The 20970-nt window shown below is 69.2% G+C and carries 25 protein-coding genes and 1 pseudogene; 16 read left to right on the top strand and 10 right to left on the bottom strand.

Features of this window, described 5'->3' with window-relative positions:
- Nucleotides 1-13 precede the first annotated feature (13 nt).
- The 6 genes from ACOZ38_RS25100 to ACOZ38_RS25075 all read right to left on the bottom strand — a co-directional run bounded on the left by ACOZ38_RS25100 (nucleotide 14) and on the right by ACOZ38_RS25075 (nucleotide 4253).
- Nucleotides 14-934, bottom strand: coding sequence for a radical SAM protein (locus ACOZ38_RS25100; RefSeq protein WP_424533615.1), 921 nt, complete (start codon nucleotides 932-934; stop codon nucleotides 14-16).
- 132 nt (nucleotides 935-1066) lie between these two features.
- Nucleotides 1067-1324, bottom strand: coding sequence for a hypothetical protein (locus ACOZ38_RS25095; protein ID WP_424533614.1), 258 nt, complete (start codon nucleotides 1322-1324; stop codon nucleotides 1067-1069).
- Nucleotides 1305-1694, bottom strand: coding sequence for a hypothetical protein (locus ACOZ38_RS25090; protein ID WP_424533613.1), 390 nt, complete (start codon nucleotides 1692-1694; stop codon nucleotides 1305-1307). Before ACOZ38_RS25090 ends, ACOZ38_RS25095 begins: the two co-directional genes overlap by 20 nt.
- Before the next feature lie 22 nt (nucleotides 1695-1716).
- Complete coding sequence (locus tag ACOZ38_RS25085) at nucleotides 1717-1998, bottom strand: hypothetical protein (protein WP_424533612.1); 282 nt, start codon at nucleotides 1996-1998, stop codon at nucleotides 1717-1719.
- 110 nt (nucleotides 1999-2108) lie between these two features.
- Nucleotides 2109-3338, bottom strand: coding sequence for a helix-turn-helix domain-containing protein (locus tag ACOZ38_RS25080; protein ID WP_424533611.1), 1230 nt, complete (start codon nucleotides 3336-3338; stop codon nucleotides 2109-2111).
- A gap of 117 nt (nucleotides 3339-3455) precedes the next feature.
- Nucleotides 3456-4253: a GntR family transcriptional regulator gene (locus ACOZ38_RS25075; protein ID WP_424533610.1), complete on the bottom strand. Its 798-nt coding sequence runs from the start codon at nucleotides 4251-4253 to the stop codon at nucleotides 3456-3458.
- A gap of 200 nt (nucleotides 4254-4453) precedes the next feature.
- Between ACOZ38_RS25075 and ACOZ38_RS25070 the strand changes: the two genes are divergently transcribed.
- The 9 genes from ACOZ38_RS25070 to ACOZ38_RS25030 all read left to right on the top strand — a co-directional run bounded on the left by ACOZ38_RS25070 (nucleotide 4454) and on the right by ACOZ38_RS25030 (nucleotide 11228).
- Nucleotides 4454-4789, top strand: coding sequence for a WhiB family transcriptional regulator (locus tag ACOZ38_RS25070; RefSeq protein WP_424533609.1), 336 nt, complete (start codon nucleotides 4454-4456; stop codon nucleotides 4787-4789).
- Nucleotides 4786-6417: a DUF2637 domain-containing protein gene (locus ACOZ38_RS25065; protein WP_424533608.1), complete on the top strand. Its 1632-nt coding sequence runs from the start codon at nucleotides 4786-4788 to the stop codon at nucleotides 6415-6417. The genes ACOZ38_RS25070 and ACOZ38_RS25065 overlap by 4 nt, the downstream gene beginning before the upstream one ends.
- Entirely contained in the window at nucleotides 6414-6833 is a 420-nt protein-coding gene (locus ACOZ38_RS25060) for an SsgA family sporulation/cell division regulator (RefSeq protein WP_424533607.1), read from the top strand. Before ACOZ38_RS25065 ends, ACOZ38_RS25060 begins: the two co-directional genes overlap by 4 nt.
- 154 nt (nucleotides 6834-6987) lie before the next feature.
- Entirely contained in the window at nucleotides 6988-7212 is a 225-nt protein-coding gene (locus ACOZ38_RS25055) for a hypothetical protein (protein ID WP_424533606.1), read from the top strand.
- Nucleotides 7213-7214: 2 nt separating this feature from the next.
- Nucleotides 7215-7655: a hypothetical protein gene (locus tag ACOZ38_RS25050; RefSeq protein WP_424533605.1), complete on the top strand. Its 441-nt coding sequence runs from the start codon at nucleotides 7215-7217 to the stop codon at nucleotides 7653-7655.
- 15 nt (nucleotides 7656-7670) lie between these two features.
- Nucleotides 7671-8075: a hypothetical protein gene (locus tag ACOZ38_RS25045; protein ID WP_424533604.1), complete on the top strand. Its 405-nt coding sequence runs from the start codon at nucleotides 7671-7673 to the stop codon at nucleotides 8073-8075.
- 3 nt (nucleotides 8076-8078) lie between these two features.
- The gene (locus tag ACOZ38_RS25040; RefSeq protein ID WP_424533603.1) at nucleotides 8079-8990 is read left to right on the top strand and encodes a hypothetical protein; all 912 of its coding nucleotides are present in this window, start codon (nucleotides 8079-8081) and stop codon (nucleotides 8988-8990) included.
- Nucleotides 8991-9036: 46 nt separating this feature from the next.
- On the top strand, nucleotides 9037-10914 hold the full coding sequence (locus ACOZ38_RS25035) for a hypothetical protein (protein WP_424533602.1): 1878 nt from the start codon (nucleotides 9037-9039) through the stop codon (nucleotides 10912-10914).
- Nucleotides 10914-11228, top strand: coding sequence for a hypothetical protein (locus ACOZ38_RS25030; protein ID WP_424533601.1), 315 nt, complete (start codon nucleotides 10914-10916; stop codon nucleotides 11226-11228). Before ACOZ38_RS25035 ends, ACOZ38_RS25030 begins: the two co-directional genes overlap by 1 nt.
- Here ACOZ38_RS25030 and ACOZ38_RS25025 read toward each other — a convergent pair whose 3' ends face one another.
- Both ACOZ38_RS25025 and ACOZ38_RS25020 read right to left on the bottom strand, forming a co-directional pair.
- Nucleotides 11229-12053, bottom strand: a complete 825-nt coding sequence (locus ACOZ38_RS25025; RefSeq protein ID WP_424533600.1) for a hypothetical protein — start codon at nucleotides 12051-12053, stop codon at nucleotides 11229-11231.
- Nucleotides 12050-12358, bottom strand: coding sequence for a PadR family transcriptional regulator (locus ACOZ38_RS25020; RefSeq protein WP_424533599.1), 309 nt, complete (start codon nucleotides 12356-12358; stop codon nucleotides 12050-12052). Before ACOZ38_RS25020 ends, ACOZ38_RS25025 begins: the two co-directional genes overlap by 4 nt.
- 256 nt (nucleotides 12359-12614) lie before the next feature.
- Between ACOZ38_RS25020 and ACOZ38_RS25015 the strand changes: the two genes are divergently transcribed.
- The 4 genes from ACOZ38_RS25015 (at nucleotide 12615) to ACOZ38_RS25000 (ending at nucleotide 17712) form a co-directional block, all read left to right on the top strand.
- Complete coding sequence (locus ACOZ38_RS25015) at nucleotides 12615-12815, top strand: helix-turn-helix transcriptional regulator (protein WP_424533598.1); 201 nt, start codon at nucleotides 12615-12617, stop codon at nucleotides 12813-12815.
- A gap of 1396 nt (nucleotides 12816-14211) precedes the next feature.
- Nucleotides 14212-15912: a YncE family protein gene (locus ACOZ38_RS25010; RefSeq protein ID WP_424533597.1), complete on the top strand. Its 1701-nt coding sequence runs from the start codon at nucleotides 14212-14214 to the stop codon at nucleotides 15910-15912.
- A gap of 397 nt (nucleotides 15913-16309) precedes the next feature.
- Complete coding sequence (locus ACOZ38_RS25005; protein WP_424533596.1) at nucleotides 16310-17101, top strand: ATP-dependent DNA ligase; 792 nt, start codon at nucleotides 16310-16312, stop codon at nucleotides 17099-17101.
- Between the two features lie 53 nt (nucleotides 17102-17154).
- The gene (locus ACOZ38_RS25000) at nucleotides 17155-17712 is read left to right on the top strand and encodes a methyltransferase domain-containing protein (protein ID WP_424533595.1); all 558 of its coding nucleotides are present in this window, start codon (nucleotides 17155-17157) and stop codon (nucleotides 17710-17712) included.
- A 219-nt stretch (nucleotides 17713-17931) separates the two neighbouring features.
- On the opposite strand, the gene ACOZ38_RS24995 is transcribed toward ACOZ38_RS25000, so the two are convergent.
- Nucleotides 17932-18135, bottom strand: a complete 204-nt coding sequence (locus ACOZ38_RS24995) for a hypothetical protein (protein WP_424533594.1) — start codon at nucleotides 18133-18135, stop codon at nucleotides 17932-17934.
- 244 nt (nucleotides 18136-18379) lie between these two features.
- Nucleotides 18380-18742 (bottom strand): hypothetical protein, encoded by a 363-nt coding sequence (locus ACOZ38_RS24990; RefSeq protein WP_424533593.1) that lies wholly within the window; start codon nucleotides 18740-18742, stop codon nucleotides 18380-18382.
- An 87-nt stretch (nucleotides 18743-18829) separates the two neighbouring features.
- On the opposite strand from ACOZ38_RS24990, the gene ACOZ38_RS24985 reads away from it, so the two are divergent.
- The 3 genes and pseudogenes from ACOZ38_RS24985 (at nucleotide 18830) to ACOZ38_RS24975 (ending at nucleotide 20966) form a co-directional block, all read left to right on the top strand.
- A complete protein-coding gene (locus ACOZ38_RS24985) occupies nucleotides 18830-19234 on the top strand; it encodes a hypothetical protein (RefSeq protein WP_424533592.1) in 405 nt (134 codons plus the stop codon).
- 164 nt (nucleotides 19235-19398) lie between these two features.
- Nucleotides 19399-20385: pseudogene (locus ACOZ38_RS24980) on the top strand (tyrosine-type recombinase/integrase); the annotation flags it as partial.
- Complete coding sequence (locus ACOZ38_RS24975; protein WP_424533591.1) at nucleotides 20382-20966, top strand: DUF6262 family protein; 585 nt, start codon at nucleotides 20382-20384, stop codon at nucleotides 20964-20966. The pseudogene ACOZ38_RS24980 and the gene ACOZ38_RS24975, both read left to right, overlap by 4 nt.
- The last annotated feature ends 4 nt before the right edge of the window (nucleotides 20967-20970 follow it).

Below are 20970 nucleotides of genomic sequence, written 5' to 3'. Positions count from 1 at the left end.
TCAGTAGTCTGCTCTATCGGTTGATTCCGGCGAGGTGGACGACACGATGCCGTACGGGAAGGATGAGGGCGTTGCTCTCGCAGATGGTCTCGGCCGGCGAGCAGTCGTTCCCATCCGACCCCGGGTTGCAGGCCGTCGCGCCGCGGCGGGGCACCTGCGCGAGGAGACCCTGCCAGATCTCCCCGGCGAGGATCTCCGCGAGCGGTGTGGTCTTGACGTTCCCCGCAGGCTGTAGGAACCGGGACATGACGCACATCCACACGTCTCCGTTGGAGGCGACGGCGGCGCGGCCGTTCCCGCACTGTCCGCACAACTCCTTGACGCCGGTCTCGATGGTGTTGGCGCCGCGGCCGACGCCGCGCATCCGGTCGATCGGGCCGAGGCGGTTCACGCCGAGCGCCTCCATCTGCGCGTGCGCCTGCTCGGCGCGCTGCCCGTCCCAGAGTTCGACGATGGCGACCTTGAGGGGGATGCCGTGCCGAAGGGCCTCTTGGATGTTGGCGAGGGTCCGGGCGTGGGAGCCGCGGCGCTGGGTGATGCGGTCGTGCTCGTCGGGGTCGTCGGAGTAGTACGACGTGGCCAGCGTGACGTTGGGGTCGTCGAGCAGGCCCCACAGCCGGTCGGGCACGTGGTACAGGTTGGAGAACACCTGCACCTTCAAGCCCTGGGCGAGGGCGTGCTGCAGCAGCCGCTCGAAGTCGGGGTGCTTGGTCGGCTCGCCGCCGATGAACTGCACGGTCTGGATTCCAGCGACGGGGACGGAGGTGAGCAGGTTCTCCCAGTCGAGCGTCTCCATGGTGCCGTGGCCGACGTTCGGGCCGGAATCGGCGTAGCAGTGGCCGCACTTGAGCTGGCAGCGGCCGGTGATCTCCAGCTCCAGGAAGTGAACCGGGTCGAGCTGGGGAGCGAGCTGGGGTGCGGCTTGTGGTGTCATCGTGGGTCCTTCCCTTGGGGGATGTGGAATTGGAACCCATGGCCACGAGAGGGTGTCCGCCCTCCCCTCGCCACACCCTTCGGGGGTGAGAGGGCGGGTCGTCTCGTGGCCACGGGGTTGTGCCTGGCGGGCCTAACCGGCGGCTGGGAGTGTCAGCCGACCGGGGAGGACGTTTGAGGCCCGCCAGAGTTCGAGTTCGGCGTCGACCATCAGGGAACGCAGCTCGCCGGGGTCTGCGGACTCGACGATGCGGCACCGGAGGGGGTCGACCAGGTGCCACGCGGAGAAGGTCCGCGCCCAGGGGCGCCAGATGATGAGCCAGCCAGGGGAGAGCTGCTGCAGGACTTCGGCGTGGGCAGCCTCGTGCAGGTCATACCGGCGCCGCGTCACGGCGGACCTCCGTCTCGTTGAGCAGTTCAGCCGCCAAGGCAGTGATGCGCCCAGCGGACAGAAGGTCGGCCAGTGGCACCGACCGCAGCTCGCGATAGTGCACGGCGATCCGGTCGGCGGCGGTCTCGATGCCGTTGGCGTACGTTTTGAGCGGCTTGTCGCGGGTGCCGGTGACGTCCGGGACGGTCCACCAGATGACGTGATCGACGTGGGCGACGAGTCCGGCGAACACGGACACGACGGCGCCGCGGGGGAGTTTGTGCACGTCAGCGGGGATGTTGTGGCGGGTGGCGAGCAGGTCGGCCAGGTGCGCGGCCGCGAACAGTGCTTGCTCGCGCTCGTCGGGTGGGGCTGCGTGGCGGGGTGTCACGGTGGCGGTCCTCCTGGACGTGTCAGGAGCTGGGGCGGCTTCCGGTGCTGTGGCGGGTTGCCGGGCCGTCCCGTCGTGTGGTGCGTCTCCTTGCGGCGTCCTTCTCCAGTTGCGTGCGCAGAGCGGGAATGTCGGGGGCACGGTGCACGCCGTCGTGCTCGGTGGCGTGCTGGGCTACCCAGTCGCCGTGACGGCCGGAGCCGTCCACTTCACGAGAGATGTGCCACTCGGGATAGTCGCCTTGCAGGATTTCCGCAGGGCTGGGCCAGGTCCCGAGGTCGTGCAGGGGTTTGTCCGTGTGCATGTCCGCACCTCCGACTCCCGTGAAGGTACGCCGCCGCTGTGCGGGCATAACAGAAACGCGGCGCAGCCGTTTGGCTGCGCCGCGTTCGTTAGGGATACGTTCCGTATCCCCTAGTCGTCGAGGTCGAGGAAGTCCGCCAGGTCCCGCTGTTGGCTGGACGGCATCCGGGTTCGGCTTGCCAGGATTTCGCCGGTGATGTCTCTGGCGGACTGCTGATAGCGCAGCCATTCGGGATGCTGGCGCCGCAGGCCGGTGAGGACGTCGGTCGCCTCGTCGGTGTCGCCGACGCGGACGAGTGCGCGGGCACGGTCGAGGTGTGCGCGGTTCAGGGTGGAGGCGTTGGTCTTTCCGACGCCGCGGGGCAGGTTGTCCATCGCTTCGAGCGCCTTGTCGGGGCGGCCTTCGATCATTGCGTTTTCGGGTTCGAGCAGCGCGACGGTCAGCGGACCGAACGCCTTCTGCCCGCCAAGGTCGTGCTCACGGCCGAGCCTGGCCCCGGCGGTCTTCGCGAGGCCGAGGTATTCGCCGGCCTCCTCGGGCCGGTTGTTGCGGATCGCCCCGGCGCTGGCCCGCATGAGCATCCACCCCCACGCGGCGAGCTCGTCGGGGGAAGCGGTGGACATGCGAGGTTCGATTTGGTCGGCGGCGCCGGAGCATAGCTGTTCCACCTCGTCGAAGCGGCCTTGCCGCAGCATGGCCCACGCCTGCGACGACACCGCGGATGCGGCGAGGGCCTGGTCGCCAGCGGTGATGGCGTCGCGTGCCGCTTCTTGCAGGGTGAACAGCGCCAGGTCGTGGGCGCGGATCTGGATGAGGTAGCGGCCGGTCAGCCCGAGCACGGCCGAGCGCACACGGTGGGCTTGGGTCCGGTCGGCGCCGTCGTTGAAGTGGGCGACGTGGTAGTGCGCGGACCGGACCAGGGCTGGTAGGAGATGCGCGAGGTCGTCGTACCGGTCGGCGTGGTAGGCCCGGTTGACGGCGGCCGCGGCCTCGGCGAGCCGGGGGAGTGCGACGTCGTCGTGGTCGGCGGTGCCGATGATGGGCATGCCGTTGAGCCCGATCGGGGGGATGATGGCGGCGCGCATCTCGGTGAGCACGGTGTCGTCGCCGGTGTCCACGGTGGGTCGTGGTGACCCGGCCGAGACGAACCACACGGTGGTGACGCCGAGAACTTTCGCGATCTGCCGGTAGGTCTCCATGCGGGCGGTGCCGCCCTGCTCGATCTTCTTGATGACGGGGACGGACAGGCCGGCCATCTCGGCGAGTTCTTCTTGGGTGAGTCCACGCCGTTTGCGCAGCTCTCGTAGCCGCGCGCCGGGCTCCGTGCTAGCGTCGTGCATAGCCCTGCACCTCCTGATGTTCGCAAGCTCAGGTTAGGCCCGCAGGGCTCTTTCATGCGAGAGCTTCGGCTGTTAAGGGCCCGTCCGCTCCTTCGGGGGTGGACGGGTCCTTTCGCGTTATAGGGCCAGGCCGCGCTCGACGAGGCGGACCCGCAGCGGATTCGCGAGGCGGCGCACCAGCTCGATGGGGCGGCCGTGTTCGTCGCGGATGACGCGGGTGATGTCGTAGATGGGCATGCCCTCGCTGAGCCTGAACAGGTTGCTCTCGTCGTCGAGGATGGGCCGCACGGTGGTGGTGATGTCGGCGTAGCAGGTGTTGGGGTTGATGCGGGACAGCGCGCGGGCCTGCGATTGGGGGATGGAGGTGCCGGGCGGCACGTCACCGAGGACGGCCCATGGGTAGTAGATGCGGTCGTAGAAGACGGCCAACTGTTCGTTGACGACGGCGACGCGGAGCCACCACATGATGGGATCGTCCTCGGCGATGCCGAGGGGCTGCGCGACGGAGGGCACGGCGCCGATCCTGAAGGTGTGCCCGAACTCGTCGATCCGCCCGGTGATGCCTGCGTGCTCGCAGGCTTCTCGCCAGCGCTGGTGCTCGTGGTGGGGTGCGATGGCGACCGGCAGGTCAACGGCGACGGGAGGCGGCTCGACGATCATGCCTCGGTTGGCGACGCGCCAGATCAGGCCTTCGGCTTTGAGTTCCTTCATGACCCGGGTGATGACGGCGGCGCTGACGCCGTAGGTCTCTTTCAGCCGCTCGGTGTGGGGGAGAGGTTCGCCGATCGGGTGGGTTCCGTCGAGGATTTTGGCCCGCAGGTCTTCTAGGACCTCGGTGAACCGCTCGACGGGCACGGGCGGGTCCTCTCCTTCGTAGCTGCTCGGGCTGGCATTGATCGTATTACGGCTGATCACTGGTCTTCTCGGGTACCGGCTTGACAGTGATCGTATCGCCCTGTTTACTGATAAACACAGAGTAGCAGAACACGAAAAAGCGGTTCTCCGCTCCACCGGAAAACCGCCACAAAGCCAGCGGGCCTCACCTCAGGACTCCACTCCCGAGGCAAGGCCCTGAAACACCAGGTCTCTCCCCTCGCGAAAGGACCCGAGACCCGATGTCCAGCCACATCGTGACACCACGCCCTCGTGCTGTCACATCCGCCGAGCGTCTGCGCCACCTCGACACGCTCATCCTGACCGGCCGCGCGCTGTGCCGCACCGCTGCCGACCCCGACGACTGGTACCCGCTCGCCGACGACGACGAGACGATGGACGCCGCCCGCGCGAAGTGCGACGGCTGCCCGTTCACCGGCATGACCGGCGCCTGCGTCGAGCGGGCGTCCCTCATGCCGTACGACTCCTCCGGGATCATCGGGGGCACCACCCCCAAGGAGCGCCGCCAGTTCAACATCGGCGCGGAGTTCCCGCGCCTGAACGAGGTGGCGGCGTGAAGATCCTCGCCCCCAGCCCCGAGCGCGAGCGCGCCCGCCTCGAAGCCGAGCGGGTCCGCATCGAGCAGGAGCGGCTGCGCGAGGAGGCCCGCCACGAGCGTGCGCTGCAGCAGGTCCAGCACCAAGCCGAGATCGTCCGGCAGAACAACATCCTCCGCGAGGAGCGCCAGGCCCGAGCCACCGCCGACGCCGAGGCCCAGCGCGAGCGGACCCGCACCCGGCTGATCGAGGCTCGCGGGCGGTGGGCTGAGCGGGCACGGCTGGCCGGCCGCCTGGCCGTCATGTCCGTTACGAACCTCGGCGTCAACCTCGTCGCGGTCGCAGGGCAGTTCCTGGTGTTCCGCGCGCTCGGCTGGCCGATCTTGCTGTCGGCGCTCGGGGCCGGGATCGTGGAGTCGGTCGCGGTGTACGTCTCCTGGCACGCACACGTCGCGCTCCGCGAGGGTGACGCCGCTTTCGTGACGCGCATGTGGGCGTACCTGATCGGCGCGGGCGCCGCGTGGCTGAACTACTCGCACGTGCCGCAGTTCCCCGAGCTGTTCGCGGCGTGCTCGCTGGCGTCGCCGTGGCTGTGGTCGATGCACTCCCGGCACCTGCACCGCGCGGCGCTGCGCGAGCAGGGGCTGATCGACCCGAGGGCACCGAAGTTCTCGGCGCTGCGCTGGGCGCTGCACACCGGGGAGACGTTCACGGCGTTCCGGTGGGCGGTCGGTGAGGGCGTCCAGTCGCCGCACGCCGCGGTGTCGATGGTGCGGCAGCAGCGGACGGTCGAGGCGACGCGCCGGGCCGTCGCGGACACGCAGGCGATGGTCATCGCGGCGCAGCGGACCCAGCTGCAGCTCGCGCTGACCCACATGGCTGCGCTGTCGCAGGAGCTGTACGACGCGGACCCGAACACCGTCGCGGCGGTGGAGAACATCGCGCGGTTCGTCAACCGGGTCGGCGCCGGGCTGATCCCGATGTACCGTCCGCTGCCCGCCGGCGCGCATGCGGCGGCGGACGAGACGCGGACGGACGCCGCGGACGAGGGCCGGACGGACGGCGGACGGAAGCCGAACGGACGGCTTCGCTGGGCGGACCTGGTGCGCGGACGGTCCGCGCCGGGGACGGCGGACGGCGACCGGACGAACGGTGCGGACGAGAGCCGGACGGACGGTGCCGACAGCGCGCGGACGGACGGCGGGCAGAAGCCGGACGGGAACGCCTCGTCCGCGCGGACGAACGGTGCGGGCGGCAAGCCCCGTCCGCGTGGACGGTCCGCCGTGAAGGCGGCGGACGGCGCGCGGACGAACGGGCGGACGGTCCGCGCCAAGGTCGCCGGACGGACGACGCGGACGGCCGGACGGTCCGCAGGCCCGGACGACTTCGGCGACGTGCTGGAGATCGGACGGACGATCCGCGACGAGCACCAGGCGCGCGGGGAGCGGCTGACCCGCGACCGGCTGTCGGCCGCGATGAAGGAACACGGACGGACGATCGCCAACGACCGCGCCGGGCGGCTGCTTGCCAAGCTCCGGACGGAAGCGGACGAGCAGGGTTCGTCCGCGCAGAAGAACGACGCGCCGACCGGCGCGGACGAAGCGGACGGGAACCCCTCGTCCGCCGACGACAAGGAGAACGCATCATGAGCACCGAGACCGAGCGGACCGGCGTCACCGAGCGCGGCTGCTACGTCCCGATGTGGGACGACACGACCGAGGAGTTCCACAACGGGTGGGTGACCTACCGGCCCGACGTCGACCCGTTCTTCGTGGACATCGAGATCGAGGACTGGCCCATGCCGGTGGTCGCGCCCCGCGCGGTTCTGCAGGAGGGCCTGGACGGCATGTCGGTGTCCTCGTCGCTGCGGGCCTGCCCGTCGACCGACAGCCGGTTCACGCTGTGGGCGGTCTACGAGGGTGGCACGGCGGTCGCGTTGTTCCGCGTCCCCCAGCGGACGGCGGCCCAGCACCTCAACGGGCTGTACGAGCTGGTGCCCGCCGGCGAGGAGATGCAGCGGGTCGACTGGGACGGCGTGTGCGCCGCGCTGCTGCCCCCGTCGTGACGGACCGTGACCGGCTTCCGGGCCGGTCCGCGCCGGGGGAACCCGCTCGCGGCCACACTCGGGCGCCCCAACGCGCGCCGTGCACGTGCGCGCACGTGCGCGAGGGTAACACGGCCCGCCAGATGTGACTTTACGTAACCAGCAGGAGGAGCACGTGGCGACCAAGCCGACCCGCCGGGAAGGCCGCCGCCAGCGTTTCCACGACTCGATCGAGGGAGCGCGGGACCCGAAGAAGGCCTTCCACGAGGCCATGCGCTACCTGACGGCAGAGCTGGCCGACGCGCACAACGTCGACAGCGCCGAAGGGGCGCGGCTGTACGCGCACTACGCCGCCGAGCTGCAAGCGACAGCCGACGAGATCAACCAGCCGAGGAGGTGACCATGCGCCCCATCCGCTCGCCCTACCAGGCGAAGACGACGGCCCCGGCCGACGAGCAGACGCCCGTCGACGAGGTGGTCACCGACCAGGTCGCCCAGGTCGTGCAGCTGCGCGACGACCAGCCGACGCAGCTGCCCGCCGAGGTCAAGGTCCCGGCCCCGTTGTGGCCCCGCATCGTCTCCGTGGTCGAGGGTCCGCTGGCCGACTGGATCGCCCGTGACCGGCCGTCGTACCTGGCCTCCCCGGTGACGTTCGTCCGAGAACGCTGGTCGCCGCAGTGGCTCCCCACCGATGTCCCGGTCGTGGTGTGGGCGTGGCGGGTGCTCCTCACGGTCCGGGCGGTCATGTACGCCGCGTTCTACATCCCCGCCATGGTCGTGTTCCTCCCGGAGCTCACCACGGCCGCCGCCGTCGCCTACCTCGTCCTGCACTTCTTCGCCTAGGAAGGACCCCCTCACATGCTCGGACTCATCTTCGGCGGCCTGTTCGCGGGCCTCGTGTTCTACCTGCTCGGACACCAGTTCGTCCGCTACGGCGTGGCCTCCAAGTCCGCGTTCATCCTGATGGCTCTCGCCTCGATCGGGCTGATCCCGCTCACCGTGTGGGTCGTAGGCGTCGCCAAGGACTTCGGAGCCAAGGAGTGGCAGATCGGCTTGGGCGGCCTGTGCCTGCTCGCGTTCTTCGGCCTCGGCGTCTGGCTCGACGTCCACAAGGACAAGAAGATCGACCACCCGAAGCTTGGGCTGCTGGCCGGCCCGGTCGCCGCGGTGCTGTTCCTCACCGGCGCGGCTGGGCTCAACTGGATCCAGGACCAGGCCAAGGGCAACACCGACATTCAGTCCGTCCAGTCGAAGGTGAAGTGACCCATGATCTCGTTTCTGCTGCTCCTGGCCCTGTCCGGTGTGGTCGCCGGGGCGCTGTACAAGCGGCCCGACGCCCGCGCGGCCACCCTCGGCGGCTGGCGGGCGGGCCGGGACCAGGCCGGCCGCGAGTTCCGCGACGGCTACCAGGCTGCCCGTGGCCACTACGACCGGGCGCAGGCGTACCTGACCCGGCCGACTCTCACGGGTGACCCGCCGACCTGGCGGAACCTGCGCTGGTGGGCCTCGGCCGGGTTCGCTGTCGGCGGCGGCACCGTCGCGGTCGCCGCCGGCGCGACGTACGGGCTGGCCAAGGTGCTCGGCGGCGCGGTCCGGGTCACCGCGCAGGCCGCGCAGGGTGCCCGTGAGGCGTACCGCGAGTACAAGGCGGCGCAGCCGCAGGACATCGAAACCATCTCCGAGGAGGAGAACACCCCCGAGCTGCCCGAGCAGGAGCCCGCCGAGCCGGAGCCCGCTGCGGAGATTGAGCCGCCCGCCGACGACAGCCCCGACCCCGACCAGGCCGACGAGTCCGAGCCGGACCTGAGCCAGTACGACGACCCCTCACTGAACACCACCGGGGGAGACGCCCCCAACACCGAACGGAGCCACGAAGTGAACGCCGAATTCACCAGCTTCCCGCAGCTGCAGCACGACCACGCCACGCAGAGCGGCGCCATGTCCGCCATCGCGGGTGCGATCGACGGCCAGGTCTCCGGGCTGCTCGGCCGTGGCATGGGCGGCAGCGGCGCGCTGGTCCGCGCGCTGATGGCCGCGCAGGACACCGCGAACCTGCTGGCTGCCCAGCACACGACCGTCGCCGCGCTGGCCGCTGAGCAGCTGCGGGTCTCCGAGGCACACGCGTCTGTCGGTGGCACCGAGAACGTGGCCGAGAAGGAGGCGTACGCGCAGGGCTGACCTGCCGTACCCCCGACCACCCCGCACGAGAGGAACGACCGTCGTCATGTCCGAACGAACCCCCACCGCCGAGGTCAGCCGCACCATGCGGCGGATCGCGTTCCGCCAGCGGTACCGCATGACGATGGTCGTTCCTTTCGCGTGGCTGATAGCGCTTCCGCTAGCGGCCATCCTCGACGCGCTGCCGATCCACCCGGCGGTGTCCGCGCTGTGCGCGGCGGGCGCGGCCGCGGTCCCCGTGGTCCGCGCGGTGCGCGGCCGCCGTCACATCGCCGCCGCGGCGTTCGGCTCGGCATGGCTCGTGGTCTCCTCGGCGGCCGGCCCCACGGGGCTGGTCGTCGAGGTAGGCCTGGCCGGGTGGCTTGTGCTGGCGCTGCTGCACTGGCGGACCCACCGCCGCCTCCCGGTGCCCGGCCGGCCCGAGCCTGTCGAGGAGCCGGAGGTCGTCGTCGAGCAGGTGGAGATCGACCTGGAGGTGGCGCGGATCCTGCGCCGCTTCGACGAGCGCCTGTCCGCGAAGGGCAAAGCCCTCGACGGGATGACGATGACGACGCCGAAGCGGATCGAGGCCGGTTACCGGTCGGAGATCCGGGCGGTCCCGGGCGAGAAGGAAACGAAGGACATCATGCAGGCGGCCGGACGGGTCGCCTCGGCCTACCAGACTACGACGCAGCTCGCCGTGCTAGAGCCCGTGCCGTACGGCGACAACAGCCGCGCGATGTTCACGCTGCTGCAGGGCGACACCCTCTCCCAGGTCCGCCGGTTCGAGGACATCCAGCCCCGCATCAGCAAGGACGGCCGCGCCCACATCGGCTACTTCTACGACCTGCAGCCCGCCCACTGGGCTTTCTTCACGAAGTCGGGTGGCATGCGGCACGGCATCATCGTCGGCGACTCCGAAGCGGGCAAGTCCCGCTCGGTCGAGACGTTGCTCGGCCTGGCCCACCTGTCCCCGGTGTTGACGACGGTGCTGCTCGACCCGCAGGGCGGGTCCATGCCGGACTGGAACGGGCACACGCACCGTTGCGCCCTCGGCGAGGACGACTGCATGGGCGAGCTGGAGCTGTGGAACTACGTGATGCGCCGCCGTGTCCGTCACATCGCGTCCATCCCGTGGGTGGACGAGGACGGCGACGAGCGGCGCGGTAAGACGCACCTGATGCCCGGTGACCCGGACACCGGCGGCATGACCGGGGTGTTCTTCGTCCTGGAGGAGGCCCCGGAGCTGCTGCAGAACGACGTGCACGGCAAGCGGGCCGTGGGCATGCTCGCCTCGGGTGCGAAGACCTGGCGCAAGGGCGGCGGCGGCATCGTCCTTGTCGCGCAGGACCCGAACATGACCGAACTGGGCGGCTCGGTGACGCTGCGGGCGCAGCTCCGCAAGAACGCGTGCGCGTTGCGCACACAAACGCCCGGCGCCGCCTACCAGATGGGCCTGCCGTACGACCCGTCGCTGCTCCCGGCCACGTTCGAGGACGGTTCGCTTACGCAGGGACTGTCGTACCTGAACGGGGTGGACCGGCGGGCCGCGCTGATGCGGTGGCTCTACACCGAGAAGCCGAAGCGGATCGCATGGGAGCCCCCGGCCGGCCGGTTCGATCCGATCACCGGGGGTTACATCGAGGAGTTCGTCGACGCGAAGAAGGCGGGCCGCGACCCCGGCCAGGGCAAGGGCAAGGCGGCGCAGCCCCGGTCGACGCCGGGCGACGTGAAGCAGGCGATCGTGGACGCGCTCGCCGACAACGACGGCAAGGCGATGGAGCTAGGCGACCTGCTGCACGCCGTGCTGAAGCGGCGGGTGGTCGCCCCGCCGAGCGAGATCAACGCCGCGTTGAAGCGACTGCTGAAGGACGGCCGGGTGTGGTCGGCGCAGCAGCACGGCGCCGACATGTACTTCCTGCCCGAAGACGTGAAGGGGTTGTGATGGCTGATCTGGTGCGGGTGGCGTCGGCGGTGGCGTGGCTGGCGTGGGCCCAGACGTTGGCGGTTGCGTGCGACGTCCACCACGTGGAGGCGACGCTGGTCGTCCCCCTGGTGGTGCTCGTCGTAGTGGCGGTGCTGCTCGCGCTGAGGCGGCACGGTGCGAACGCGGCCGGTGTCGCGGCCAGTGCGGCGGTGGTGTGGCTGCTGGCTGTCGCGTCATGGGGTGAACTCGGCGGAACGTTGGTGGTGGTGTCAGCTGTTGTGGTGCTCCTGGCCGTGGGCTGGGCGGTAGAGGCACGCACGGCTGAGGCGTAATCACTCAAGCGGTTCGGTCTCCCGGGGAAGGCGAATGCTGAAGTGCTTGCGCAGCACCTCCGTCAGAAATTGGAGCCCAGTAGCGCCGGTCAGGACCACGACGATCGCTGCACCCACCCCAGTGTCCTCAGCGGTTTCCACGCCAGCCCACAGGAGGAGAGCTGAGATCAGCATCCACGTCCGCGCCTGGGAGCGCAGGACCCAGCACAGAGCCGCCATGCCGGGCTTGGTTGCTTGGCGAGCCATCCACGTGGCTCGGGAGTGCAGCCCAGCGTAGAGAATGCCAACTGCGAAGTGGACAACATCTCGGCGGCTACCGGTGACGGCAAGCTCGTTGAGAGCTTCCCGCCACTCCTCATCACGCTCGGGTTCCACAGCAACGGTCGCAGCCCAGCTCGCGACCCGGCGGGCACCCCGAGGCGGCTCGGCGACAGCCTCAGCAAAGGGATGTAGCCTGTTGAAGTTCCAGCCACGAGCCTGGAAGGCACTCAGCAGCGCGGCGGGGCTATCGCTTAGCCCAGGGTGTCGTTTGAGGAACATTCTCTCGACTGCACGAAGTTCACGGGCCCAGACCTTGCCCTCGTGCTTCATCAAGAGAAGGTCGCTTGCGGAGACCACGACCGAGTCTGTCTCCGCAAGCCCCTTGATCATTTTAATGATCGCGGGTACAGACTGTTTTTCTTCTGAAAAACCTGGCCCATCTGCGTGGATGACGTGATCATACTTGCGGTCCCGGATGATTACATGCACCCGGTCCACACGCACCACCCGGTCCAGGAACATGCGTTCACGGCGCCCTGCGAGCAGCTTCTGAAACCCCGTCATTGCGCCCACCCAAGGCGGTGGCCAAGGCTCGGACGCTCGGCTAGGGCGGCCTGGCTGCGTCCTTCGCCAGTGAGTTCGTACAGGCGGCGCCGAGGCCCCCGAGAGTCGGCATCGTCGTCTTGCCAGTAGGCGCGGACCCAGCCGATCCGTTCGAGTCGCGTCAGGATCGGATACACGGTCCCAGAGCCGAGACCTGTCGCCTTGCAGATCTCCAGGCCGTATGTGGCCGCATCCTCGCGTGCTGCAGCCTGAAGGACGCTCAGTACGTCGCGGGTAGTGCTGGTGAGTCGGATCGGAGGGGGCATGGCGACTCCACATTGTCGTACTCGACCTATGTCGACTTTACCAACACGATACCTCAGCGCGCTTGCATCACTGCTCGGATCCGAATGGCCGCGCCTACCCCGTAAGTTGACGCATGCGTCGCGTCTGGCGCGTCTGATGCGTCGCTATGATGTCTGTGGTGCCACGTTGCGAAAGCACGAGGAACGATCACAAACGTTCGGGGATGGCTGCTGAGCCAGGAGGCGAGTCGGCGGTCCGATTCTGGAGGGGGACTCCGTGCCCGAAAGACACCTGACTCCCGAGGATCTTGCCGACCGGGTAGGCATACCCGTCGCAACGATCTACCAGTGGAACTCGCGTGGGACGGGCCCTCGGTTCATGAAGATCGGCAAACATGTCCGTTACAAGATCGCCGATGTCGTTGCGTGGGAAGACTCGCGGTACATGGACCAGCCAACGAGGATGAACCAGCGGTGAGAGGCGCCACGGCTCCAAGCAAGTCACTGCGCGTGATTGCGACTCTGTGGGGGGTGCCGTAGTTGAGAGGTGTTCGATCTTCTCCTCAGTTCTGCCATGGTTCTGATAGAGGGTGGCTACCAATGGCAAATGACGACTACTGGCCATAGCAAGTCTTCCCAGCTCAGCGCCTAAATCATGGTGTAGCCGCAGATCGGCAATTTGCACTTCTGAGATCTACACCATCTTCGAGGGCACCAGCGAAATCCAACGCCTCCTCATCGGCCGCGCGGTAACCGGCCTGCCCGTGCAGTGACGTTTCCGCACGTCAGCGCCCTAGCGCAGTAATTGTACGGCGGCCCTCGACGGACCAGTCACCCTTCGAATGGGGTTCGAGCTCCAACAGGAAAATGCCCGTTATTCCTTGTTCGTCCCCGTCGTTTCCCGGCGCGGTGCTGAGTTGGTGCTGACATTTGAGCTATACCCCATACCGGTATAACCCTTGCTTTGATCGTTTATCCGGGGTTGCCGCCGGTCGCATTACTGCTGCGTCGGCTCACATTGGTCCTGAGGGCAGAGGGTGTGTAGCCCGATTTGTCCTTGTGGACGTGAGGGCTGTCGCGGATTCTGTGACCTCTACTGTGTCAAAGGTCGTTCCGATCACACGCTGACCTGTGGCTTCTACAGACGCCGCAGGTCAGCGGCCTTTGCCGGGGTCGGTTGAGGCCCGTTTGGGAGTGCTTCGGGGAATCCGGTCTGCTCTTGTTGATCTCCGCGATGACTGCCAGCGGAAACTCTTACACCACACCCGTGGACGCAACCGCCGGCGCCGGCAGCCCCGCATCGACGCTCCGGTCCTGCGGCATGGACCTGCTGCGCTGGTGGAGAGGGTTCCTGTGGGCTGTCGGCGACCTCGAATGGGACCGTACGGTACGCGAGGACGCTCGGGACTGCAGGCATCTGGATGTTCGAGCAGCTGCTGTGGCTGGGCTGGGAAGCGAAAACCAACACCGACCCCGACCAGGAGATCCCGGCCAAACACCGAGGTTGGGGCGTTAGATGAACGCGCCGGACACGGCTACGGAAGGTCGTCTCCGCCTGGGATCCGCCGCGCCCGGATCTGTCGGGCGGCGTCCAGCGCGGCCCGTCCTGCCACCTGGCCGGACTCGTCCAGCACGACGTAGATCGCGGCTTCGACGGTCTTCCACTCCTCCTGGAGTCGCCGCCGGGTTATCCCGTGCTACCGCTCCAGCTCGTGGTGGATCCGGCGGGTCTGGCACACCATGACCGATGCTCTAGACGGCAATCCCACACTATGCGAATATGTGTTCGATTGACGAAGATCGTCAGCGGGAGCGGGTCCCGTAGTCATGCCGGGATGCTCGACTCTCCCCTTCTCCTCCAGAACGGAGCGCCTGTGCGCCCATCAACCTCTGCTCGTGCTCCTCTGCCCCGCCGATTAGTCGCTTGGGCCGGGACCCTGCTCCTGACCGCGGCCCTGCTCGTCACTCAGGCGCCCATCGCTGCGACCGCTGCGACCGCTGCGGCCGCCGCGACCGTCACCGACCTCGACGTCGCCGGGAAGGGCGGAGACGTGGTGGCGCGCAACAGCAAGGTCTTCGTCGCCGCCGGCGACCAGATCGTGGTCGCGTCCATCGACGGCAAGGTCATCAACACGATCCCCGGCCTGTCCGGTGCTGTCGCCCTGGCCTCGCCGGAGACCGGCAGGAAGGTGTACGCGGCGCTGCGCGATTCGCATGAAGTGATCGAGATCGACACCACCACGCTCGCCATCACCAAGCGCATCGACCTCACCGCGTACCCGTGCCCGTCGAGCCTGGCGCAGTCGTACGACCGGCTGTGGATCGGATTCGGTTGCGGCGAAGCGGGAGAGGGAGGCGTTCTCGGCCTCATTCCGGCGGCGGCGACACCCACCCCCGTCCGGGTCGGGCCGGCCACGACCCAGGCTCCGCTCGTCGCCGTCGCCGGGAACACGCTGGTGGCCGGGGAGCCGGGAGTCAGCCCCGCCACAGTCAAGGTGTACGACATCAGCACCACGCCTGCCACTTCGCGCGGCGAGATCCGCGGAGACGCGAACGGGCTGCCGGCCCTGCGGGATCTCGCACTCGCCGAGGACGGGTCGGCGGCGCTGTCGGTGTTGGACGATACCCGCCAGTTCGACGCCTGGGACACGACAGCCCTGGCTCAGGGCCGCGCCTACGACAGCAGCGGATTCGGCGAGCACGGCCTCCCCACCGCTGTCGCGGCCAGCCCGAACGGCGCCTACGTCGTGGGCGGCTGGAACTCCTCCGCGGGCGACGCGGCGGAGCTCGTGGTGTACGACGCGACCACCGCGGAGGTCATCTACACAGCCGCCCACCAGGGGAAGGCGGTGGTGGCGGGCAGCATCGAGTTCTACGGCACACTCACCTTCGCGGTTTTGAAAGAGCCCGGCACCGGGCGGATGCACCTCTGGCGGCTGCCGCCCTCGCCCTACCACTCCTCCACGCTGACCTTGACGGCTCCCTCCAAGGTGACCGCGCTCAAGCAGTCGACCCTCAGCGGACGACTCACGCTGAGCAGCGGACTGCCACCCGGCGTACAGACGCTCGAACTGTACCGCTGGCTCCCCGACGGCACCTCCAGGCCGTTCCAGGAGATCACCACGGCGGAGGACGGGACCTACCAATTCACCGACGCCCCGCCGTCCATCGGGGCGTTCAAGTATCAGGTGTACTGGCCGGGCAACTCATGGTTCCGGGGTAGCGGCTCCTCGGTGACCGTCACGGTGGCCTTGTACGAGCCGACGCTCACCGTGACCGGACCGGCGACGGGCAACGTCGGCGAGCGACTCGAATTCAGCGGCACCTTCGGCGCCGACGGCATCACCTTCCCGCGGACGACCATCACCGTCTCGCGCAAGGTCGTCAGCCCGGATGGCACCGGCACCTCGAAGGGCCTGGTGAAGCTGATCCCCGCCGCCGACGGGTCGTTCAGCTTCTCCGATACGCCGACCACGGCCGGCGAACACACGTACATCGTCATCTTGCTCGGCAACTCGACCATCGAGTCAGCGAGCACCACCCACGTGGTCACCGTCCTCCAGCCGCCCGCGTAGCATCCCGACGCCCGGGTGACGGCGACCCGACTCGCCGTCACCCATGCTTTCCCACGCCAAGGGACTACAGATCGCCAAGGCAGCCATAGGGGTCCGCCTGAGCGCTGGCCGAACGACACCGTCCATCGACGAGATCGCGGCCGCCGCCGACGCGTCCCGCCGACGCGATCAACGAGCCTCGCCGTAGGTGCTTGGTGACGGCCTTCGCTTTGCCATTGACCCTGACCTGGGTAAACTCCCTCAACACCCCCCGCGTCGGTCGAACCGTTGGGGGAGCGTCATGGCCACACTGCGCGCCGCCGGCCCCATGCTGGCACTCGCCATCGATCACCTGCCCGACCCGGCCAGTCGCCGCGGAGGGTGTCTTTTACGAGCCGAAATATGACGGGGGACCATCGTGGATGGGGAGATCGTCCGTTGGAGCGAGGCGGGCAGGCTCGACTTCGGGGCGTTGCAGCGTCGCGTGGGCGGCGGCCGGCGCGCCCGCCACCTGTCGACACGGGAGGCCTGCCACTACGTGATCTTCGACCTGCTGGAGATCGACGGCGTCGACGTCCGCACTCAACCCCTGGCCGAGCGCCGCAAGCACCTGGAGACGTTGTTCGCCGGCATCCCGGCCGCGTGCCCGCTCGCCCTGTCCATGCAGACGAGCGACCCCGGCGAGGCCAGAGTGTGGTTCATGTCCCTGGCCGCGCACGGCATCGAGGGCCTGGTGATCAAGCCTGCCGGTGAGCCGTATCAGCCGGGCGCCCGGAACTGGTGGAAGCTGAAGTCCCGGACCACCACCGAAGCGATCGTCGGAGGGGTGACCGGCACCCTGGCCAGGCCCTCAGGGCTTCTGCTGGGCCGCTATCCCCCCAAGGGAGGACAGCTGCGGGTCGCCGGCCGGACTACCCGGCTGGGCCACGATCTGGCCGCCGAGGTGGCCGCGTATCTTCGCCCGGCCGCCGCGGCTGAGCATCCGTGGCCCGAGCAGCTGCCCGCCGGGTGGGCGAGTGGCCTGCATGGCAAAGGCGACCCCGTGACCTACAGGCGGGTGGTGCCGGAGCTGGTGGTCGAGGTGCTGGTCGACGTCGCCCGCGAGCGCGGCCGGTGGCGGCACCCGATGCGTTGCCTGCGTCTGCGGCTGGACCTGTCCCCGGACGCTGTACCGCGCGGTACCAGGCTGGACGCCGGACCGGCGGCCTGACGGCCACGCCGACGCAGGATGGGCGACCACCCACGGACATCAATCCTGCCTGGTTGGACCCGCACGGCGGGTACGAGGTGCTCCGGCACGACATCGTCGGGGACCTGCCGCCGCGGCCAGGCACATTCGACCTGGTACACGCCCGGCTCGTGCTCGTCCACGTCCCCGGCCGTGCCCGGGCGTTGGCGACAATGGTGGCGGCGCTGCGCCCCGGTGGCTGGCTATTGGTCGAGGACGCCGATACCGAGCTGCAGCCGCTGGCCTGCCTCGATGAGGTTGGCCCGGCACAGCAGCGCGCCAACCGGCTGCGGCGCGCCGTCCGGGAGTTGATGACCCGCCGCGGCGCCGACCTGCGCTACGGCCGTACGCTGCCGCGGGCGTTGCGTGCGGCCGGCCTGGCCGATGTCACGGCGGCCGGCTGCTTCCCGGTCGGCGGGGTAGCCTGCGACCGGCTGGAGACCGCGACGGTGCGCATGGTCCGCGCCGAGTTGCTCGCCGCTGGGTTGGCCCACGACGCCGAGATCGACGCGCACCTGGCCGCCATCGATGCCGGCGAGCTCGACCTCACCCTCGCGCCGCTGATCTCGGCATGGGGACGCCGCCCGGGATAGCCCGCGGCGTCCGGGCCGCGGTCAGCCACAGGCCGGTGAACACGGCGCAGGCCAGCGTCACGATGGCTTCAGCATGCCGAGCCTGACCGCCGCAGCGATGCGGCGGTCCTACCCGACCCCGGGCTGAAACGCCCGGGGCGACCCGACCGGCCGTCCCCCTGCAACACCGCGCCCTTCGCCTGGCGGCGAAACTCGGCACGGGTGATCCGGCTGCGGACTTCACGGTCTCGGAGGGAAGACGCCCTGGCCCGGAGTGAGGATTCCGTCGGGGTCGTAGCGTTCATGGGCCGCCTCGAAGGCGGCCCATGCGGGGCCGTAGTGGGTGCGCCACTCCTCAGGCGTGGTGGGTATGGCGCCGACCGGGTACTGGTAGCCCCCGACGGCTTGGGCGCGCAGGTAGAGGGAACGGTTGGCCTCCACCATGTCCTGCGGGCTCGGCTCCGTGCGAGGCGGTTCTGAGCAGTGTGAAGAGGAAGACCGTCTCCTCGTCGGGCATGCGCAGCAAGGGCAGGTGCAGGCGGGCGCGGGGGAAGGGATAGAGCAGGACCACGCCGCTGGCGCCGACCTCGGTCTCGGTCAGGTCCTTGATGGCGGCCTCCACGAAGGCGTCGGTGCGGCTCGCGGGCAACGTAGCGGATCAGGGCTATTGCTGTCCGTACGATCAGTCTTAGGGCCGAGCTGCGGCGTTTGTTTCGGCGCGCTGGGCGGCGGCGCGGACCTTGGCGACCTCCTCAGGCGTGCAGTCGTAGGAGGCAGGTCCGATGGCCCGGTAGCCGCGGCGGCGGACCGCGAGTACCTGCCGTTCGTCGAAGTCGTCCTCGGGCACCAAGTACATCACGTACCTGACTTTGTGCTCATAGCCGAGGGTTTCCAGCTCGCGGCCAGCCTCGTGGGGGTAGCCGACGCCGGCGGCGCCCACGCAAGGTGCTGGGTGTCCGGCGTGCGGGCTGTCGGTGTAGTCGACGACCAGGACGTACATGGTTTCGGTGTAGTCGTCCTCATCAGGGGAGAACCAGTCAAAAGGGGGCATACCTCTACGATCCATGATCTGCGGTGGAAAGTTGTAGCGCCGGTATCCGGCGGCGCCTGGTCCTGGATCGGTGGGTATGACCCTGGTATGAACGGGGACCCGCGGAGAGAAGACGCCCGGCATTCTGCGGGGCAGACTCGTACGGCGCTGCGCCGGCTGATCCGCCAAGCCCAGGTCCAGCCGCGCAAGGACTGGCGGCAGGGTGACCGGGTGCTGGAGGAGCTGTACAGCGCGCGGTGCATCGCCGCCGAGCTCGACGCGATGATGGATGAGCTGATCGTGGCAGCTCGGGGGCGTGATCGGCCGTGCTCGTGGGCGCGGATCGGCGCCGCGTTGTGGACGAGCGGGCAAGCAGCGAGACGCCGCGCGCGGGCGCGTCGCCTGCCTGTCGCCCGTCCATCGCCGGAGGATTACGGCCGGGCGGTGGAGGAGGGGCGGCGGCTGGTCGCGCGGGCGCGCGGCGGCCGGTGCGCTCCGGGTTCGCTCGCCTAGCAATCTGCCGCAGCCCCGCCATCATCATGGCCAGCGCCGACTCGGTTGCCACCGACTCCTGGCGCCGCAGAATCGCGGGCAGCGGTCGTTCGCTGGGAGCGGGTTCTATGAGGCCGCTAGTGTGACGCGGGTGCCGGCCGCCGGAGGCCTCGAATACCGGCCGCCGTCCTTATGAGATCGCGCAGCTGCAGACCGATTGTCTGGAGAGGGACGGGCAGGATTGGCAGTTGCGCTGGGACAACGGCAAGGGCCTGCGCAACGGGCGGCGGCTGCCGATCCCGGCCGAGACGGTGACCACCGTCCACACCTGGCTGGCCGTTCGCGCCACGATCGCGTTGCCGACCGGGTCGCAGGCTTTCCTGTTCCCGCCAGCGGGGGAGTTCGGGCAGGTGCGGCATCTGTCCTCCGATCAGATCTCGCCGATCATCCGGGCCTTCGCCGATGCGGTCCCGCAGTTGCTGGCCGAGGAGTTCGGCCCGGACGGGCGGCGGCTGCCGTTCGACCGCTCCCAGATCACTCCCTATGGATTCCGGCACGCTTACTGCCAGCGTCACGCCGATGCGGGAGTGCCGATCGACGTGCTGCGCGAGTTGATGGATCACCGGTCGGCGAACACCACGGCGGGCTACTTCACCGTCTCCCTCAAGCGGAAACGGGAGGCGGTCAAGGTGGCCGGCCGTCATGGCTTCGACCGCACCGGGCGGGCCCGGCCGACCTGCTCCGGCGTTGCCTATGAGGCGCGGTCGGTGGCGGTGCCCTTTGGGCTTTGCGAGGAGCCGAGCAACGTCAAGGCCGGCGGGAAGGCCTGCGTGGTCCGCTACCAGTGCGCCGCCTGCAGGTTCTTCGCCCCCGATCCCACGCACCTGCCAGCCATGCAAGAGCAGATCGCGGCGATGCGGGAAGATCGGGAGACGGCGATCGCTATGGAGGTCGACGAGTTTGTGATCCGCAACTTCGACGACAACATCGAGGCGATGGAGAAGATCGCCGGCATCGCCCGGGACAAGCTGAAGGAACTGCCCGCCGAGGAGCGGGCTGAGCTGCTTGAGGCCACCGAGGTGCTGCGCATCGTCCGGGCCAAACAGGCCCGCGGGATCACCGATCTGGGCATGCCCCGCTTTCCGGGCCGGCGCGGGCAGGAGAGTGCGTGAGCGGGCCCCTGCCCGCCTCTGGGCGCACCCCGGGCGAGGTGCTGCGGGCCTCGCGGCACAAGGACAGCCAGGTCAAACGCGGCAGGGTGATGACCGCGCTGGAGGAGCTGAAGGCCGGCGGGGAGCCGATCACGTTCTTGGGCGTCGCCCGGGCGGCCGGGGTGTCGCACTGGCTGGTCTATGCCCAGGGCGTCCGCGAGCACATCGAGGCCGCGATCGCCGGGCAGGCCAAGGCGGCGCGGCGCACCGCGGCGGCCGGGGTCAGGGCCTCGGCCGCGTCCCTGGCATGCGACTTGGAGCTGGCCCGCGCGCAGATCAAGGAGTTGCGCGCCGAGCGGGACACGCTCAAGGCCGCCGTCCAGCGGGGGTTGGGGGCGGCGCTGGAGACGGCCGGCACTCGGGAGCTGACGATGCGGATCAACGAGCTGCTGGCCCACGGCGAGCGCTTGGCTACCGAGCGGGACGCCGCGGTGGCGGAGAATGGGGAGCTGAAGGCCAAGCTGGTCGAGGCCGAGGACAACTTGACCGCCGCCCGGGCGTCGCTGAAGAAGATGATCAAGGGGGTCAATCGCGACCGGTGAGGCT

It is taken from the genome of Sphaerisporangium viridialbum (assembly GCF_049674955.1).
In the GTDB taxonomy this organism is placed as follows: Bacteria; Actinomycetota; Actinomycetes; order Streptosporangiales; family Streptosporangiaceae; genus Sphaerisporangium; species Sphaerisporangium viridialbum.
This window is presented reverse-complemented; position numbering and strand designations above follow the sequence as displayed.